The organism is Micromonospora eburnea, from assembly GCF_900090225.1.
In the GTDB taxonomy this organism is placed as follows: Bacteria; Actinomycetota; Actinomycetes; order Mycobacteriales; family Micromonosporaceae; genus Micromonospora; species Micromonospora eburnea.
This window is the reverse complement of the sequence record NZ_FMHY01000002.1, coordinates 363,401-379,905: the sequence shown is the minus strand read 5'-3', so window position 1 is coordinate 379,905 and position 16,505 is coordinate 363,401. Positions and strand designations below refer to the sequence as shown.

The 16,505-nt window shown below is 71.3% G+C and carries 17 protein-coding genes; 8 read left to right on the top strand and 9 right to left on the bottom strand.

Annotated elements, in window-relative coordinates:
• Window positions 1–119 precede the first annotated feature (119 nt).
• Entirely contained in the window at window positions 120–1,799 is a 1,680-nt protein-coding gene (locus tag GA0070604_RS02020; protein ID WP_091113212.1) for a DNA repair helicase XPB, read from the top strand.
• A gap of 21 nt (window positions 1,800–1,820) precedes the next feature.
• Here the strand turns inward: GA0070604_RS02020 and GA0070604_RS02015 are convergent, their stop codons facing one another.
• On the bottom strand, window positions 1,821–2,300 hold the full coding sequence (locus GA0070604_RS02015; protein WP_141721212.1) for a hypothetical protein: 480 nt from the start codon (window positions 2,298–2,300) through the stop codon (window positions 1,821–1,823).
• A gap of 836 nt (window positions 2,301–3,136) precedes the next feature.
• Here GA0070604_RS02015 and GA0070604_RS02010 point away from each other — a divergent pair.
• Together GA0070604_RS02010 and GA0070604_RS02005 are read left to right on the top strand one after the other, a co-directional pair.
• A complete protein-coding gene (locus GA0070604_RS02010; protein ID WP_208601958.1) occupies window positions 3,137–4,342 on the top strand; it encodes a cytochrome P450 in 1,206 nt (401 codons plus the stop codon).
• 15 nt (window positions 4,343–4,357) lie between these two features.
• Window positions 4,358–5,824, top strand: coding sequence for a M28 family peptidase (locus tag GA0070604_RS02005; RefSeq protein ID WP_091113204.1), 1,467 nt, complete (start codon window positions 4,358–4,360; stop codon window positions 5,822–5,824).
• Window positions 5,825–6,048: 224 nt separating this feature from the next.
• Here the strand turns inward: GA0070604_RS02005 and GA0070604_RS02000 are convergent, their stop codons facing one another.
• Genes GA0070604_RS02000 through GA0070604_RS32230 form a run of 3 tightly spaced genes read right to left on the bottom strand, consistent with a single transcriptional unit; the run spans window position 6,049 to window position 7,309 of the window.
• Window positions 6,049–6,564, bottom strand: a complete 516-nt coding sequence (locus GA0070604_RS02000) for a protein-disulfide reductase DsbD domain-containing protein (RefSeq protein ID WP_091113201.1) — start codon at window positions 6,562–6,564, stop codon at window positions 6,049–6,051.
• Entirely contained in the window at window positions 6,546–7,109 is a 564-nt protein-coding gene (locus tag GA0070604_RS01995) for a thioredoxin family protein (protein WP_091113199.1), read from the bottom strand. Before GA0070604_RS01995 ends, GA0070604_RS02000 begins: the two co-directional genes overlap by 19 nt.
• Before the next feature lie 26 nt (window positions 7,110–7,135).
• Window positions 7,136–7,309 (bottom strand): hypothetical protein, encoded by a 174-nt coding sequence (locus GA0070604_RS32230; protein WP_167363384.1) that lies wholly within the window; start codon window positions 7,307–7,309, stop codon window positions 7,136–7,138.
• A 136-nt stretch (window positions 7,310–7,445) separates the two neighbouring features.
• Here GA0070604_RS32230 and GA0070604_RS01990 point away from each other — a divergent pair, with 136 nt between their 5' ends.
• Both GA0070604_RS01990 and GA0070604_RS32225 read left to right on the top strand, forming a co-directional pair.
• A complete protein-coding gene (locus GA0070604_RS01990) occupies window positions 7,446–7,943 on the top strand; it encodes a sigma factor-like helix-turn-helix DNA-binding protein (protein WP_244161710.1) in 498 nt (165 codons plus the stop codon).
• Window positions 7,940–8,518, top strand: coding sequence for a hypothetical protein (locus GA0070604_RS32225; protein WP_167363383.1), 579 nt, complete (start codon window positions 7,940–7,942; stop codon window positions 8,516–8,518). The genes GA0070604_RS01990 and GA0070604_RS32225 overlap by 4 nt, the downstream gene beginning before the upstream one ends.
• Here GA0070604_RS32225 and GA0070604_RS01980 read toward each other — a convergent pair whose 3' ends face one another.
• The 4 genes from GA0070604_RS01980 to ligD (GA0070604_RS01965) all read right to left on the bottom strand — a co-directional run bounded on the left by GA0070604_RS01980 (window position 8,519) and on the right by ligD (GA0070604_RS01965) (window position 12,094).
• A complete protein-coding gene (locus GA0070604_RS01980) occupies window positions 8,519–9,277 on the bottom strand; it encodes a TIGR03089 family protein (RefSeq protein WP_091113191.1) in 759 nt (252 codons plus the stop codon). It lies immediately after the preceding gene.
• A 65-nt stretch (window positions 9,278–9,342) separates the two neighbouring features.
• Entirely contained in the window at window positions 9,343–10,188 is an 846-nt protein-coding gene (locus GA0070604_RS01975) for a patatin-like phospholipase family protein (protein WP_091113188.1), read from the bottom strand.
• Between the two features lie 63 nt (window positions 10,189–10,251).
• Window positions 10,252–11,163: a non-homologous end-joining DNA ligase gene (gene ligD / locus GA0070604_RS01970; protein ID WP_091113184.1), complete on the bottom strand. Its 912-nt coding sequence runs from the start codon at window positions 11,161–11,163 to the stop codon at window positions 10,252–10,254.
• Window positions 11,153–12,094, bottom strand: coding sequence for a non-homologous end-joining DNA ligase (ligD, locus tag GA0070604_RS01965; RefSeq protein WP_091113180.1), 942 nt, complete (start codon window positions 12,092–12,094; stop codon window positions 11,153–11,155). Before ligD (GA0070604_RS01965) ends, ligD (GA0070604_RS01970) begins: the two co-directional genes overlap by 11 nt.
• Before the next feature lie 85 nt (window positions 12,095–12,179).
• Between ligD (GA0070604_RS01965) and ku the strand changes: the two genes are divergently transcribed.
• Complete coding sequence (ku, locus tag GA0070604_RS01960; RefSeq protein ID WP_091113177.1) at window positions 12,180–13,235, top strand: non-homologous end joining protein Ku; 1,056 nt, start codon at window positions 12,180–12,182, stop codon at window positions 13,233–13,235.
• A 72-nt stretch (window positions 13,236–13,307) separates the two neighbouring features.
• Here ku and GA0070604_RS01955 read toward each other — a convergent pair whose 3' ends face one another.
• Window positions 13,308–14,270 (bottom strand): zinc metalloprotease, encoded by a 963-nt coding sequence (locus GA0070604_RS01955; RefSeq protein ID WP_091113173.1) that lies wholly within the window; start codon window positions 14,268–14,270, stop codon window positions 13,308–13,310.
• A gap of 241 nt (window positions 14,271–14,511) precedes the next feature.
• Here GA0070604_RS01955 and GA0070604_RS01950 point away from each other — a divergent pair, with 241 nt between their 5' ends.
• Window positions 14,512–15,174: an FKBP-type peptidyl-prolyl cis-trans isomerase gene (locus GA0070604_RS01950; protein WP_091126842.1), complete on the top strand. Its 663-nt coding sequence runs from the start codon at window positions 14,512–14,514 to the stop codon at window positions 15,172–15,174.
• Window positions 15,175–15,313: 139 nt separating this feature from the next.
• Window positions 15,314–16,174 carry an SCO6745 family protein gene (locus GA0070604_RS01945; RefSeq protein ID WP_091126841.1) on the top strand — a complete coding sequence of 287 codons (861 nt, stop codon included), beginning with the start codon at window positions 15,314–15,316 and terminating at the stop codon, window positions 16,172–16,174.
• Window positions 16,175–16,505: the final 331 nt, after the last annotated feature.

The following is a 16,505-nucleotide window of genomic DNA, read 5'->3' as shown; positions in this document are numbered from 1 at the left end:
TGCCTCTCGGACATGACTTTTTCCGGACACCTCCGCGCGTGCAACACTGGATGGTCCGCCTCTGGCACGGTCAGCCGGCATGCGGGCGACGGGGATCCGGCAAGGGAAAGGGCGCTGGCGTGAGCGGTGGACCACTGATCGTGCAGTCCGACAAGACCCTGCTGTTGGAGATCGACCACCCCGACGCGCAGGCGTGCCGGATCGCCATCGCGCCCTTCGCCGAGCTGGAACGCTCTCCGGAGCACGTACACACCTACCGGCTCACCCCGCTCGGGCTGTGGAACGCCCGGGCCGCCGGCCACGACGCCGAGGGCGTGGTGGACTCGCTGATCAAGTACTCCCGCTATCCGGTGCCGCACGCGCTGCTGGTCGACGTCGCCGAGACCATGGACCGGTACGGCCGGCTCCAACTCGTCAACGACCCGGCGCACGGGCTGGTGCTACGCGCGCTGGACCGGGTGGTGCTGGTCGAGGTCGCCAAGAGCAAGAAGCTCGCCGGGATGCTCGGCGCGAAGCTCGACGACGACACGATCGCGGTGCACCCGTCCGAGCGGGGCCGGCTCAAGCAGGCACTGCTCAAGCTCGGCTGGCCGGCCGAGGACCTGGCCGGTTACGTGGACGGCGAGGCGCACCCGATCGAGCTGGCCGAGGCCGGCAAGGACGGCGTGAAGCCGTGGACCCTGCGGTCCTACCAGCGGGAGGCCGTGGAGGCGTTCTGGGCCGGCGGGTCGGGCGTGGTGGTGCTGCCCTGCGGCGCCGGCAAGACGCTGGTCGGGGCGGCGGCGATGGCCGAGGCGAAGGCGACCACGCTGATCCTGGTGACCAACACGGTCGCCGGCCGGCAGTGGAAGCGGGAGCTGGTGGCCCGCACCTCGCTGACCGAGGAAGAGATCGGCGAGTACTCGGGCGAGCGCAAGGAGATCCGCCCGGTCACCATCGCCACGTACCAGGTGCTCACCTCGCGGCGCGGCGGCGCGTTCACCCACCTGGACCTGTTCAGCGCCCGCGACTGGGGCCTGGTCATCTACGACGAGGTGCACCTGCTGCCCGCGCCGATCTTCCGGTTCACCGCGGACCTTCAGGCCCGCCGCCGGCTCGGTCTGACCGCCACCCTGGTCCGCGAGGACGGCCGCGAGGGCGACGTGTTCAGCCTGATCGGCCCCAAGCGGTACGACGCGCCGTGGAAGGACATCGAGTCGCAGGGCTGGATCGCCCCGGCCGAGTGCACCGAGGTACGGGTCACGCTGACCGACGCCGAGCGGATGGCGTACGCGACGGCGGAGGCGGAGGAGCGCTACCGGATGGCGGCGACCGCCCGGACGAAGCTGCCGGTGGTTCGCGCGCTCGTCGAGCGGCACCCGGACGAGCAGGTCCTCGTGATCGGCGGCTACATCGACCAGCTCCACCAGCTCGGCGAGTATCTGGACGCGCCGATCGTGCAGGGCTCGACCACCAACAAGGAGCGGGAGCGGCTCTTCGACGCGTTCCGCTCGGGCGAGGTACGCACCCTGGTCATCTCGAAGGTCGGCAACTTCTCCATCGACCTGCCGGAGGCGGCGGTGGCGATCCAGGTGTCCGGCACGTTCGGCTCCCGGCAGGAGGAGGCGCAGCGGCTCGGCCGGGTGCTCCGGCCGAAGGCCGACCGCCGGCAGGCGCACTTCTACACGGTGGTCTCCCGGGACACCATCGACACCGAGTACGCCGCCCACCGGCAGCGCTTCCTCGCCGAGCAGGGGTACGCGTACACCATCGTCGACGCCGACGACGTCCTCGGCCCGTCCCTCCCCTCCTTCGACTGACCCTTCCAGGGCTGATCGACCCTATTCGGGGCAGATCGACCACCTTTCGAGGTCGATCGACTCCCTTTCGAGGTTGATCGACTCCGCTTGCGGCATGTCGCGGTCTCCGGTCGCCGTGACACCGCCGTGGTGCCGCACCTGGAGTCGATCACACCCGTTCTGGAGGCGCTGGACCGGCAACTCCGGCCTATCGAGGTTTACGAGCGTGGCCCGGACATACGCCTCCGGCGCAACACCTACAACAACGTGGCTCGTGTCGTAGGCGTTGCATGCGCTGCCGACAGGGACAGACAGGCGACGTTGATGAGTGACCGCCGCCTCGTCGGGTACGCGGCCTGCGACATGGCCGGCGGGCCCAGCGCCGCTGCCACCTTTCGGCGCGGATTCGCCAAGGCCGATCTGACGCACCGGGAAGAGGCATGCGATGAAGGACAGGATCTTCAAGGGGCTGTCGCGGAAGGTCAACTCGATCATGGTGCGCCGCAGGCGCAGGGATTCCATGATCACCAAGCGGGGCCGCTCCAGGAGGCCGGGCCGGCTCTTTCAATGAGCGCAGCTCCCCAGCAGCGCGGCCCTGCCGCCGTACCCGAACAGGTCGGGGCGGCCTCCGCCGACCGCAACCGGTGGAGGCCGCCTCGTCCACCTCGACGTGATCCGGCGAAGGGCGGTCATCCGTGCGTGATGTGATCCGTCGACTGGCGGGCCGACGCGACGCGGGGCACCCCATGGAAGAGACCCGCCGGTAGCGACTCCCCCTGCGGCCCCGGCAGATCCGCGAGCGGCATTCCAAACGTACGCCGGCGCGGCCGTACGCCACCGGCTTCTGCGACCACCTGCCGCCCGACGGTCGGCGACACCGATGCGGCCGGCCGTCGATCAAAGCTCGCCCTGCGCACGGCGCACGTCGTGGCTCAACCGGTTGCGAGGATCACCGGCGCAATCGGGCGCAAGCCGCGCTCGCTTGATCAGAATTGGTGATCACAGGGCATCATCCGCCTCACCACCTGCGCGTTAGCGAAGTCGTCAACGTCAATGGTTGACGCCTTCGGCATTCGTGTGGCAAGTTGGCGATCGGCGGCATCGCCCCAATGAGTGAAACTTTCCGGCACCGCCTCACGCCGGGACAGAGATGTGCCGCGACGTGGATTCGATCTATTCGCCTGCGCACATTCCTGCCATGACGTCCGTTCGTCGACAACGACGAACGGAGAACTGCTTGGAGAGGAGGCCATCATGCGTTACATCCACTGATCTGCCGGGTCGTTGCGGCCAATCGAATTCGGTTGGCCGCAACGACGGCTGCCTGCACGAACTACCAACTCGGGAAGGACGTTTCGGTGGCGGGAGAAGTCGCTGCGGCGGAAGCGGTGGCAACGGCGGCCGGTGACCCGGTCTATGAACCGTTGGCGCCCGAGGTGATCGCCAATCCCTACCCGTTTTATCGGAGACTCCGGGAGATCAATCCGGTTTACTGGCACACCGTACTGGATTCCTGGGTGGTCACCGGATATCAGGAATGCCGGCAGGTGCTCGCGGACACCAACCATTTCGGCTCCGACTTTCGGCGGGTGGGAATCCCAATTCCGCAAGCCCAGTTGAGCGTGCAGTCGCTCGATCCGCCGGAACACACCGCGATTCGTCACCTGCTCGTCTCGGCACTGCACGAACAGTCACCGGCAGCCATGCGACAGCAGGTCGCCGACATCGCGGCGGCCGGGCTGTCCGAACTGGCCGCCCGGACGGAGCCCGTGGACCTGGTCAGTGAGTTCGCCCGCCCGGTCGCCCTCCGCACGATCTCCACCTTTCTCGGGGTGCCGCCACCCGACGGCCCCACCTTCGAGCAGTGGTCCAACGCCATCGTGCGGAGCATGGACGCCGGCCTCGAACCGGATCGGGCGGAGCCCGGCAACCAGGCCCGCGCCGAACTGAGCCGGATGGTCGGCGACTGGCTGCGGGACGCCGACGAGGAAGGCTTCATCGGCGTGGCCCGAGCCGCCGCGCGCCGCCAGGACGTCCCGGCGGCGGTGCTGGCCAACTCGCTACGCGCGGTGCTGCACGCCGGTTACGAATCCGTCAGCCGGCTCCTCGGGGCGGTGCTCGTCCGGCTCGTCACGGACCCGGCCCTGCTCGCCGGTGCCGCCACGTCGCACGACACGGACCCGCTCGTCGACGAACTGCTCCGGCTCGACGGGCCGGTCCAGGCCGACGCCCGGGTCTGCGTGACGGAATGCGCCGTCGGCACGCAGGTCGTCCGGCGGGGGGACGTACTGGTGCTGTTCATCGCGGCGGCCAACCGTGACCCGGCGGTTTTCGCCGCCCCCGACGCCGTGGACCTGAGCCGGCGGCGTGGCATGCACCTCGCCTTCGGACGCGGCGCGCACGCCTGCCTCGGCGCCGCGCTGGCGACCATGCAACTGCGGGAGGTGGTGGACGGGCTGCGGGCGAGCCGCATCCGATTCACCCCGGCCGGACCATCCAGCTACGAACCCACCGCGACCCTGCGCGGGGTCGCCCAACTGCCCGTCACCGTACGGCGGGAGTGAAGGATCGGAGGTTCCGTGCACAGATCGACAGCGTTCCGAAGACTCGCCGGGCTGGCGAGTCTGCTGTTGGCGGCCAGCCTGGTCGGGCCAGCCGGCCGCGCCGCCCAGGCCGCACCCGGCGCCGTTCCGCCCGGGAACCAGGTCCTGGCCGACCGGCTGGCCGCCGCCGTCACCGGCGATGCCGTCTACCGTCACCTGGCGGCGTTCCAGCTCATCGCCGACCGCAGCGGCGGCAACCGGGCCTGGGACCAGGTCGGATTCACCCGCTCCGCCGACTACGTCAGCGGCCTGCTGACGGCCGCCGGCTATCGGGTGGTGAAGCAGACCGTCCCCTACACCAACTTCGAGATCAGCACCGAGCAACTGACCGTCTCTGGCGCGGCCGTCATCGACCCGCCGGTGCTGATGACCCGTTTCGCCCCGTCGACCCCCGTCAGCGGCATCGACGCGCCGGTGGTGTCGCCGGCCGCCGGACGTACCGGCTGCGACGCGGCCGACTACGCCGGGCTTCCCGTCGCCGGATCCGTCGTGGTACTCGCCCGGGCCGCCTGCGGCTACAGCCTCCAGCAGCAGGTCGCCGCGGGCCTGGGTGCCCGCGCGGTGCTCCTCTACTACGCCACCCCCTCCCCGGAGAACAGCTACCGGTTCTTCGCGTTCAACCCGGCGGACTTCACGATCCCGGTGGCCTCGGTGTCCCAGCGCGACGGCGAGGAACTGGTCCGGGCGTCGCGGGCCGGAACGGTTCGCGTACACCTGACCCTGGTCGGTCGGTCGGTGCCGCGGACGACGGTGAACGTGCTGGCCGAGACGGCCGGCGGCGACCCGAACAACGTCGTGTTGCTCGGCGCCCACCTCGACAGCGTCCCCGAGGGGCCGGGCATCAACGACAACGGCTCGACGGCCGCCACCGTCCTCCAGGTGGCGCTGGCCCTGGCCAACCAGCAGCACTCCGTGCGAAACAAGGTGCGGTTCGCCTGGTGGGGCGCTGAGGAGATGATCGACGTCGGTTCCGGCTACTACGTCTCCGCCCTGTCAGCAGCGGAACGGCAGCGCATCGCGGCGGTGCTCAACGGCGAGTTGATCGCCGCACCGAACGACGCCCGCTTCGTCTGGGATCCGGGCACCGGCGGCAGCCACGTGATCGCCGGCCTCTTCGGGGCGTACTTCGACCGCCGGGGGCTGCCGTACCAGCGGACCGGTCCCGAGTCGGTGGGCTCGGACCACCTGGTGTTCCAGGACGTCGGCATCCCGGTGGGCGGAATCGACGGCGGCAACCTCGGCGTGAAAACGCCGGCGCAGCAGGCCCTCTTCGGCGGCGAGGCCGGGCAGATGTTCGACCACTGCTACCACCAGACCTGCGACACCCTCGCCACCGTCAACCGGCAGGCACTCGGCGCCAACGCCCCGGCCCTGGCCTGGGTACTCGGGCGGCTCGCCAGCGACGTACGGGACGTGCGGGCCGCCTCGACCACGGCCAGCTGACCCGCGCACCGGCCCGGGCGGGCGAGCAGGCCGAGGTGTCACCACCTCGCACCGGCTCCCGCCCGGGCCGCCGGGCCGCGGAGCCGGCGACGGTCAGCGGCGGCGCAGGTAGCGGGCGCGGCGTCCGGCGTCACGGAACCCGAACCGCCGTACAGCCCTGCGCCCGCCGCGCGCCGTGGCTCGACCGCCGGTGAGGGCGAGGTGTGCGGGCAGATCGCTGGACCTCAGGTCAGGGCGATCACACGCTCGCGTACCGGCGGGAGGCAGGTGCCCGCGCTGCACGCGCCGTACGTGACCACCACCTCGGCCGGACCGTCCCCGGTGGACCGGACAGGAAGCGTGACGGTGACCGGGCCGTCCGGGTAGACGGGCAGGTCGACGTCGAGCTCCTCGATCCGCAGGTTACTGACCGGCATGTCGGCGCTCGCCGCACCAGTCGCGTCCAAGCTGCCCCGGACGGCGACGACCGTCGGGATGCCGAGCCCCTGCACCCCGTCCGGCGGGAGGTCGATGCTGTAGAGATGGAAGCCGGGCCGCTGCGGGCGGAAGGTCGTCCGCAGCCGCCCGCCGTCGGGACCGTCGGTCAGCGTCGCCTCGACGGTCACGCCGCCGGCCTCCAGTCGACCACTACGGTCGGTGGTGGACGACGGCCCGCCGGAGTTGGCGCATCCCCCGGCGAGGAGCGCGCCGGCCAGCGCCGCGACCAGGGCACGTCGACGGGTCAACGCTTCGGTGCCCACTTGGTGAGGAACGCGTTGACCTGCTTGCTGTCCATGCTGCGGGCGTTGGCGAAGGAACCGTCGTTGGTGGCCACCCGGATCTTGCCCGCTGGGGTCACCACCACCAGTGCGGGAATACCGCTGCGGCTCAGGTCGATGTACTTCGCGGTGAACTGCAGATTGTGATCGAACTCGCCGACGTCCACCGCCAGCAGGTGGTAGTTCTCCTCGATCAGCGGCTTGGTCTCCGGTGCCTCGAACAGCTCGTGCAGCACATGACAGTCGGGGCACCAGTCCGCGCCGAAGTCGATCAGCACCGCCTTCCCGTCCGCCTTCGCCAACGCGAGGGCGGCCTTCAGGTCGGTGGCGGGGTTCCGCTTCGGGTCGTACCGGTCGGGCAGCGTCACCTTCGGACTGGTAGGCGACGCGACAGGCTTCGCAGCCGCCGTGGTCGCGGGTGCGGTGGTGGCGGGTGCCGCCTCCGTCGCTGGGATGCCCTGGCTGGCGCACGCCGCCAGAAGCAGCGCCGTACCGGCAGCCGCCGCCAGACCGACGCGTTGCAGCATCCCCACCAGTTACCCCCTTGGATCGATCAGACGCCGCAATATAGCGCGAACCAACCTCGTGCTGCTGCCTCGATGATCGGCCTCCGGGTACCGTCCGCGGTGATCAGCAGCGACGGCGCAGGTAGCGGGCGCGGCGGCCGATAGTCGTCGTCCCGCAGGTCGCCCAGCCACTCCTCGGCCACCGGCGCGAGCAGGTCCAACCGGGCGTCCTGGTGGCGCCCGGTGCTGAGCCACGGCCGGTAGCTTCCGGCGGCATGGGGGCCTTCCTGCGCAACTCTGTCCGGGCGAATGTCAGCCGGAGGTAAGTGGGCCGACGGGCTCAGGCGTGGACGGGACGTGGGACACGAGCAAGCACAGTTCGCAGAGTTCTATCGGGTCCACCGAGCCGCCTGCGTACGGGCGGTGGTGGCCGGAACGGGCGATCGCGAGGGCGCTGAGGACCTGGTGGCAGAGGCGTTCACCAGAGCCTGGACGTCCTGGCGGAAGGTCAGCCGGCACCCGGCTCCCCAGGCGTGGGTGGTGCGTACCGCCCTGAACGTGCGGGTGTCGGCCTGGCGGCGCCGCCGCCGCGAGGTGGCCCTGTCCGCCGGGCACGACGTGGCGGTCGGCCCGGACCGCGGGGGCGTGGACGCGGCGCTCATGGCGGCGCTGCGGCGGCTGCCCGCCCGCCAGCGCCAGGTGATCGCGCTGCGGGCGTTCCTGGACCTGGACACCGAGACCACCGCTCAGGTGCTCGGCATCGCTGCGGGAACTGTCACCGCTCACCTGTCCCGGGCCGTCGCGACGCTGCGCGGCCATCTGATATCCGCCGAGACTCAGGAGATCGAACAGTGAGAGACCAAGACGTACTTCGTGCCGTGGCGGACGGCCTGTCCGGCCTGGACCTGGACACGCCGGCCGAGGACATCATCGCCGCGGGCACCTCGCGGCGCCGACGGCGGCTGGCCACGGTGACCGTGGCCGGCGTGCTGCTCGCCGGGCTGGCCGTGGCCGTACCGGCGCTCACCGGCTCGGGACCCGCCGCGCTGCCGTACGCGCAGGGGCCGGCCAGCACGGCTCCGGCGCAACTGGTCGCCTTCTCCGTGGTCAGCAATCCCAACGGGACGGTGACTCTGAAGCTGTCGAAAAAGCAGCTCTTCGACCCGGACGCGGCTCGGAAGGCGCTGTCCGAGGCCGGTGTGCCGGCGGAGATCAGGGTCGACGGTTCACACTGCTACTCGATACCCTCCCCGCCCGAACTCGATCGGCTCTTCCCCTCGCGAAGCGAGGCGGATGAGGGCATCGTCCTGGTGATCAACCCGTCGGCCATTCCGCAGGGCGCCGTGATGACCATCTCGTACCGCGACCCGTCGACCGACGGCCCGGTGTCATTCGGCCTGGCCTGGAAGAACAGGATGACCTGCAAGTAATCATGAGAGCACCCGGGTGGCCTGCTCGGCCTCGATCCGGGCATCCAGCCTGGACCGATCGACGTTGGCGCAGACCACCACGGATGCGCCGGCGGCGAGCGGGGCGAGCAGCCACTTCAGCGGCTGCTCGTGCTCGGCCGCATCGACCAGGAGCCGGTCGCCGGGCCGCAGGTCGAGCTGTCCGGCGATCTCCGTCGCCAACTGCCGCCACTGGCCGTAGCTGGTGCCGTCGGGGCTGGCCGGGTCCCACGGGCGGACGGCGGCGTAGTCGGGCGGGGTGTCGGTGTGCCGGAGCACCTCGGTGGACCAGTCGAGCCAGCCCGTGGGCACCTCGGCCAGCGGCCCGGGACCGGTGCCGACGAGGTAGCGGTGCACCCCGTCGGGTACGTCCTCCAGCCAGTCGTCGAGGCGTCCCGGGGTCACGAAGACCGCGTCGTACGGCTGGTCGCCGCCGGGTTCGAGGACCGGCAGCCCGGCGGTGGCCCGCGGCCGGAACGACACCGCCATCCCGATCGACCAGGCGCCGATCAGCACCGCGGCGGTACGCCAGTGGGGCGGCAGCAGCACCGCCACCCGGCTGCCCGGGGCCAGCCCGCAGCCGTCCCGCAGCAGGCTCGCGCCGCGCGCCGCCCAGCCGCCGAGCTGCTGCGCGGTCAGCTCGACCCGCTCCCCGGTCGCGTCGTCGCAGTAGGTGAGCAGCGGATGGCCGGCCTCCCGTGGCGTGTCGACCGGAACTGCTACGGACGGATGGACAGCCATCGGGAAGCTCCTCCTGTCGATCCGCTCAGCCTAACCACCCGCCCGCCCCGACCGGCGGGACGGGATCAGCTCCACAATGCCGCCACGGCCTTGCCGTGCGACTCACCGACGGCACGACCGGCGCGGGCGGAGGGCGCCCGGGTGGCGGGCGACAGCAGGTTGGTGCCGAACGCGTCGACGGAGGCCTGGTCGGCACTGATCACGTGGACCTTGGCCGGAGCCAGCGCGGCGATCTCGGCGTCGAGGTCGCCCCACGGCTGCGGCGTGCCCTCCAGGACGGGCTGGATGATGAGCACCCGGTCGGCGCCGGCGGCCAGATCGGCGTTGGTGATGGAGCGGACCCCGCCATCCACGAAGCGCCGGCCGTTGATGGCGACGGGCGGCCAGACGCCGGGCACCGCGCAGCTGGCGGCGACGGCGTCGACCAGGGCGACGCCGGACCCGGGAGTGAAGATCACCGCCTCACCGGTCTCCGCGTCGACCACGGGCAGCCGTACGTCCCGTTCCGGCCACCGCTTGACTGGGAGCCGGGCGTCGATCGCGGCTAGCCGGACGGCCGGGTCGACGGTCTGCGCGGCCAGCGCGAGCGTACCCACCCGACGGCGGGCCTCCTCCGGGCTCGACACGCCGCCCAGCGCCGCGCCGTAGTCGGCCCAGAGTTTCTCCATGTCGACGTCGATCTCGATCTCGGCGGACTCGGGGCGTAGCTGAGCCGCGTACAGTTCGTCCAGTGGGACGCCGCTGGTGATCTGCGCGGCGACTGAGGAACCGGCGGACGTACCCACGATCAGGTCGACGGCGAGGACCTGCTCGGCAAGCGCCGGATCGGCGTCGGCGATGCCGCGCAGGACGCCGAGTTCCCAGGCGATGCCGGCCACCCCACCGCCGGCCAGCACGAGTGCGTTGGTCATGGCGTGATCTTTTCACGTGGAATCGCCCCGGAGCCGCCGTGAGATCCGGTTCACGGCCGGGCCCTATGCCGGCAGCTCCGGGCCGCCGTCGAGGAGCGGGGCGAGCAGGTCGCCCTGCCGCTCGACGCGCTTGAGCACCTCGGCGGCGGTGTACGGACGGGTCGCCGGGCGCTTGCCGGCCGCGCCGGCGGAGACCTCGTCCCAGGTCAGCGGGGTGGACACGGACGGCACGTCCTGGGCACGCAGCGAGTACGGCGCGACGGTGGTCTTGGCCGCGTTGTTCTGACTCCAGTCGATGAAGATCTTGCCGGGGCGAAGGTTTTTCGCCATCTTCGACACGATCAGCTTCGGGTGCGCCTTCTCCAACTCCTGGGCGATCCGCCTGGCGTAGTCGGAGACGAGGTCGGAGGACTGGGTACCGGCGATCGGGCAGCAGAGCTGCATGCCCTTCTTGCCGGACGTCTTGGGATACGCCTCGATCCCGTCGTCGGCGAGCCGGTCCCGCATCAGCAGCGCCACCTGGCAGCACTGTCTCAACCCGGCCGGGGCACCCGGATCCAGGTCGACCACCATCATGTCGGGATGTTCGCCGATCTTCCACTGCGGCGTGTGCAGTTCCAGGGCGGCGAGGTTGGCCAGCCAGACCAGGGTCGGCAGGTCGTCGGCGACGACGTAGTCGATGGTCTCCCGCCCCTTGCTCGACCCGGGGGCGGGCAGCGTCTCGGTGCGTACCCAGCCGGGGGTGGCGGCCGGGGCGTTCTTCTCGAAGAACGAGCCGCCCTCGACGCCGTTCGGGTAGCGGATCCGGGTGAGCGCACGGTCGCGCAGGTGCGGCAGCAGCACCGGGGCGATGCGGGTGTAGTAGTCGATCACCTCGCCCTTGGTGAACGCAGCCTTCGGATAGAGCACCTTGTCCAGGTTGGACAGCTCCAGCGCGCGACCCTCGACGTCCACCCGGAGCCGGTCAGCTGGCATCGTCGACCTCCTCGGGGGGCTTGTCCGGACGCAGGCGCAGGATCCGGGGGAAGCGCAGCCGCCCGTCGGGGGTGCGCTGGCCGTACTTGATCTCCACCACGATCCGCGGGGTCACCCAGATCGCACCCCGGGCGTCCTCGCGCGGCACGTCCCCGGCGAACGGCGACGCGACGCTGCGTAGCGGTTCCAGCTCGCGTAGCAGCTCGCGTTCGAGGGCCGCGCCGATCCCGCCGCCGACCCGGCCCCGGAAGGTGAGCCGCCCGTCCGGCCGGGGCACCCCGACCAGCAAACCGCCGATCTTGCGCGCGCCGGCCCGCCAGCCGCCGACCACGAAGTCGCCGGTCACCTCCAGTTTGACCTTCACCCAGTCGGGTGAACGGACGCCGGGTCGGTAGACCGAGTCGATCCGCTTGGCCATCACTCCCTCAAGGCCGTGCTCCCCGGCGACCTCGAACGTGGCCGGGCCGTCGGCGAAGGCGGGCGGCACCGCCCACCGGGCGGCACCGAGCCCGAGCGACTCCAGCGCCGCGCGGCGCTCCCGGTAGGGACGGCCGGTCAGGTCCTCTCCGCCGAGCCGGAGCAGGTCGAAGATCATGTACGTGACCGGCATGCTGGCCGCCAGCCGGGCCGCCTTGGCCGGGTTGCGGACGTGCATCCGCTCCGCGAGGGCGGTGAACGACGGCTGCCCGAGCTCGTTGAAGAGGACCACCTCGCCGTCCAGCAACGCGTCGTCGAGCTGCTCGGCCAGCGGGATCAGCTCGGGGTACGCGGTGGTGATCTCCACGCCGGAGCGGGCGTACAGGTGCTTGTCGCCGTGGGAGACGTCGGCGAGCGCCCGGACCCCGTCCCACTTGAACTCGTACGCCCAGCCGGCACCGGCCGGGAGCTGCCCGGTCATCGCGAGCATCGGCTTCAACGGCGCGCCGGGCACCTCCTGACTGTAGTTGCACCCGGAAGCACGTGCGTACCGTTCGATCGTTTGCGATCCTGGTCAGAACCGGGGAGAGGAGCGCGGGATGCGGGCGATCTGGAAAGGAGCGGTGTCGTTCGGCCTGGTGTCGATCGGGGTGAAGGTCTACTCGGCCACCGAGGAGAAGGACATCCGCTTCCACCAGGTGCACCGCGACGACGGCGGCCGCATCCGCTACAAGCGCACCTGCTCCGTCTGTGGCGAGGAGGTCAGCTACGACGACATCGCCAAGGGGTACGACATCGGCGGCGGCGAGATGGTCATCCTCACCGACGAGGACTTCGCCGACCTGCCGCTGACCACCTCGAAGGCGATCGACGTGCTGGAGTTCGTACCCGCCGAGCAGGTCGACCCGATCCTCTACAACAAGGCGTACTTCCTGGAGCCGGAGAGCTCGGCCACCAAGCCGTACGTGCTGCTGCGCGACGCGCTGGCCGACTCGGAGCGGGTGGCGATCGTCAAGGTGGCCCTGCGCCAGCGGGAGCAGCTGGCCACCCTGCGGGTACGCGAGGGCGTGCTGCTGCTCAACACGATGCTCTGGCCGGACGAGGTGCGTACCCCGGATTTCGGTTTCCTGGACGAGGACCTGAAGGTCCGCCCCCCGGAGCTGGCGATGGCCAGCTCGCTGATCGACTCGATGGCCGGCGAGTTCGAACCGGACGCCTTCACCGACGACTACCGGGCGGCGTTGCAGGAGGTCATCGACGCCAAGATCGAGGGCCGCGAGGTGGTCCAGCCGGAGGAGGAAGAGGCCGCGCCGGCCGCCGCGGTGGACCTGATGGCCGCGCTGAAGGCGTCGGTGGAGCGGGCTCGGGTCGCCCGGGGGGAGGCACCCGCGGGCGGGGCGGCCGAGCCGACCCCGATCACCTCGGCCCGGTCGGCGCAGCAGGCGGCCAAGGCGACGAAGAAGGCGCCGGCGAAGAAGGCGGCCGAGAAGAAGGCCCCGGCGAAGAAGGCCGAGCCGGCGAGGAGAGCCGCCGCCAAGAAGGCCGAGCCGGCGAAGAAGGCGGCGGCCAAGAAGACCGCGGAGAAGAAGGCCGCCAAGGCCCCCGCGAAGAAGGCCGCCGAGAAGAAGGCGGCCTCCTCCCGCAAGACCGCCTGAACCCGGCGCAGGTGTTAGGAGGGGCCCCTTTTACTACCGCAGGCGTTAACAAGGGGCCCCTCCTTTCACCTCTTACTTGCCGCCGCCGGCGCGGAAGGCCACCCAGGCGTCGCTCATCCGGTCCGCCTGCCCGGGGGTGAACATGTTCATGCAGGAGTCCTGCGTGTAGTCCATGAAGTTGTGGATCGGGTCCAGCCCGGGCGCGGTGCAGCTGTCCGCGCCCTCCGGGCAGTTGAACTGCGGCGCCGCCTCGCGCGGAGTGTCCGCGACGTAGTCGCCGGAGGCGGAGCACCCGTGCGCGAAGGTGTGCTCCAGCATCAGCCAGTGCCCGACCTCGTGAGTCAGCGTGTCGCCCAGGGCGTACTTGCCCGCCGTGCCGCCCGGCATCGACTCGTCCAGCATCACCACGCCGTCGATGTAGTCCCGGCCGTTGTTGTAGTCCTTCGGGAAGTACGCCCAGCCGAGGAGCCCACCGCCGATGTTCGCCGCGTAGACGTTCAGGGTGCGGGCGTCGCCGGTGTACAGCGCCTTCTTCATGTCGCGCTCGTTCTTGCCCGGCTCGACCGTGTACCAGTCGCTGTTGACCGTCCAGGTGGTGTCGACGAGCGAGAAGCGGAACGGCGTGTCGGAGGCATCCGCCGCCGTACGGCCCCCGAACGAGTCATTGAGCACCGTGATCTGCGCCGCGATCATGGTGTTCCACCGGTTCGTCTCGGCTTCGGTCAGCGGGTGGTCGGAGATCATGTGGAAGACCGTGGGCACGGTGACGCTGCCGTCGGGCAGGCGGGGCGAATCCTTGATCACGCCGTAGGCTTTCGCCTCGTTCTTCGGGTACAGCTCCGGCTCCTGCCCCCGGGAGCCCTCCCTCACCCGCGCCGCGCTGTGCCCCTCGGCACCCGGCTCACAGGCCGCGACACCGGGGGAGGCGGCCCCGGGCGCCGCCGTGGCGAACGCGGCGGAGGCGCCACCGCCGGCCAGGAACGTCGCGGCGGTGGCGGTCAGGACCGCCAGTTGAAACGTGGATCTTCTGCGCATCGTTGCACCTCTCACGGATGGGGGATGGCCGCAGAGCGGAATGGAGATCAGGGCGACAAGGTCATCGACCGTCGTTCCGGTATCAGAACACGCGATTGGCGCCGACAACAGCCCCAAGAGGGCTGAGCTGTCCGGAACTCCACCGGCCGTAGGAGCACGGGCGGCGTCGGTGCGGGTACCGTGTGCGCTGGCCTCGGCAGCGGCCGCCGGGCCGTACCCACCCATCAGCAGGGGAGTCGACGTGAGCGAGCGCGTGGAGAACCGTTCGGCGGGCCAGAGCCCGGGTACGAAGGCGGAGCGGCGGCTGGCCGCGCAGCTGGCGGCGAAGAAGGCCGCCGAGGCGAAGCGCCGCCGGCAGTCGATGCTGGGTGCGTTCGTGGGTGTCCTCGCGGTCGCCGCGCTGATCGGCGGCATCATCTGGCTGAACCAGGACGACGACAAGCAGGCCACCGCCGGCTCCTCGCCCAGCGCCACCACCGAGCCCAACGCCGCCCCCACCGCCCCGCCCGCCCAGCAGCTGCCCGAGGGGATCGACCCGGCGCTGAAGACCAAGCCGCAGGTCGGCCCGGGCACCGGCGAGCTGAAGAAGCTCAACGTCACCACCCTGGTCAAGGGCACCGGCCCGGCGATCAAGGCCGGCCAGCAGATCACTATCAACTACGTGGGCGTGTCGTACAAGGACGGCCAGCAGTTCGACTCCTCCTGGGACCGGGGCCAGCCGTACACCACCCCGATCGGCGTCGGGAGGCTCATCCAGGGCTGGGACCAGGGCCTGGTCGGCGTGCCGGTGGGCAGCCGGGTGCAGCTCGACATCCCGGGCAACCTGGCGTACGGCGAGAACGGGGAGCTCGGGGGTCCGCCCGGGGCGCTGCGCTTCGTCGTTGACGTACTTGCCGCGCAGTAGGTCACAGCAGGCTTCCTTCCGGTCACCCTGCGGCAGTAGGTTCGGATCAACCGTGGGCGGTCCATCGGTCCGCGGCGACCTGCCCAACGACGCGGAGGTGCACGTGGCGGCGCTGGACGACCCCGGGCTGGCCCGGCTGATGTGGACACACTTCGAGCCGGTCCACGCGGTGACCTACTTCCACCCCCGGGCCCGGGCCGCGTACGAGGCCGTCGGGTTGCGGGGTTACTGGCGTGGCTACTTCGCCGGCCGGACCGCCCCGCTCGGGCCGGTCGCCGCACCGATGGTGGTGGCCGCGTTCTACAGCTTCGCGCCGGCCATGGTGGCCCGGGCGCTGCCCTCGGTGTGGCGGCTGGCCACCCCGGAGGAGGCGCTGCGGGCCCGACTCACCGGTGCCGTGCAGGCGCTCGCCGAGTTCACCTACGAGCTGCCCGAGGCGCACCTGGTCGAGGCGGCGGACCTGCTGGAGGAGGCGGCCGGGCGGGTCGAGACGGCCGGCCGGGTGCTCGGCGCGGCCAACGCCGCGCTGCCCCGGGGCGACTATCCGCTGGCCCGGCTCTGGCAGGCCGCCACCACGCTGCGCGAGCACCGGGGCGACGGCCACGTCGGGGCGCTGGTCACCACCGGGCTGGACCCGGTCGAGGTGGTGGCCTGGCGGTGCCGGGTCGACCAGTCCCGCGAGTTCCACCAGATGGCCCGGGGCTGGACCGACGCGGAGTGGGCCGCCGCCGAGGAGCGCCTGGTCGAGAAGGGCTGGCTGACCGCGGACCGGACGCCGACGGAGCACGGCGCCGAGGCGTTCCGGGCCGTCGAGGAGGCCACCGACCGAGCCGCCATCGGCCCGTGGCGGGCGCTGGGCGCGGAGCGTACGGCGCGGCTGCGCGAGCTGCTCGAACCGATCACCAGCCGCTGCCGCACGATCATCCCGCCGCAGAGCCCGATCGGCCTGCCCGCCCAGCGCACCGCCGCCCACCAGGACGCGCCCGCCCCGGCCCGCTGACCGGCGCCGTCCGGCGGGCGATCGGCGTGCTCACCCCGGAGCTGGTGCCGCGGCTCGGCCGAAGCCGCTGAACGACTTGCTTCTGACGCCGCGTCAGGTCCTAGCGTCGGTTCCTGTCACCGCAGAGGGCGGTGATGCGAGAGGGAGTGGGACGTGGCGTCCACCTGGCGGATCGGCGAGCTGTGCCGGCGTACCGGGCTCACCGTCCGGACCCTGCACGGAGCACGGCGGCCCGACGCCGGAGCTGATCGACTACGTGCGGCGCTCGGTCGCGGCGGGCTGACCTGCGAGGGTGGGCCGGTCCCGGAAACGGGCCCGGCCCAACCCATCG